Origin of the sequence: uncultured Roseibium sp. (genome assembly GCF_947499295.1) — a bacterium.
In the GTDB taxonomy this organism is placed as follows: domain Bacteria; phylum Pseudomonadota; class Alphaproteobacteria; order Rhizobiales; family Stappiaceae; genus Roseibium.
In genome coordinates, this window is the sequence record NZ_CANMNP010000147.1 from 1 (window position 1) to 410 (window position 410).

Annotated in this window: 1 pseudogene; it reads left to right on the forward strand. The window is 56.3% G+C overall.

Going from position 1 to position 410, the window contains the following annotated elements:
• Window positions 1-36 precede the first annotated feature (36 nt).
• A pseudogene (locus tag Q0835_RS30185) lies at window positions 37-410 on the forward strand (IS481 family transposase); the annotation flags it as partial.

Below are 410 nucleotides of genomic sequence, written 5' to 3' on the forward strand. Positions count from 1 at the left end.
TGGTGCAGTCTTTTCTCCCGAATGGAAGGATGCACTATGGGACAGGTTTTACACGGGAGCGCCACAACGACAAAGGCGATCCGTCGAGCAATACAAAATAGTCAAGAGAGCCTGAGGGCGCTTTCGAAGCGATACGGCATCAATCAAAAGACTGTCGCCAAATGGAAGCGTCGAACGTCTACGGCCGACCTTCGGACCGGACCGAAAGAGCCACGTTCGACGGTTCTGTCCGTCGAGGACGAAGCGATCATTGTGGCTTTCCGCCGCCACACGCTCTTGCCGCTGGACGATTGCCTTTATGCCCTTCAGCCGACGATCCCGCATCTGACCCGGTCTTCGCTACATCGCTGCCTGCAACGTCATGGCATCAGCCGCTTGCCCGAAGTCGGAGGTGACAAACCAGCAAAGAA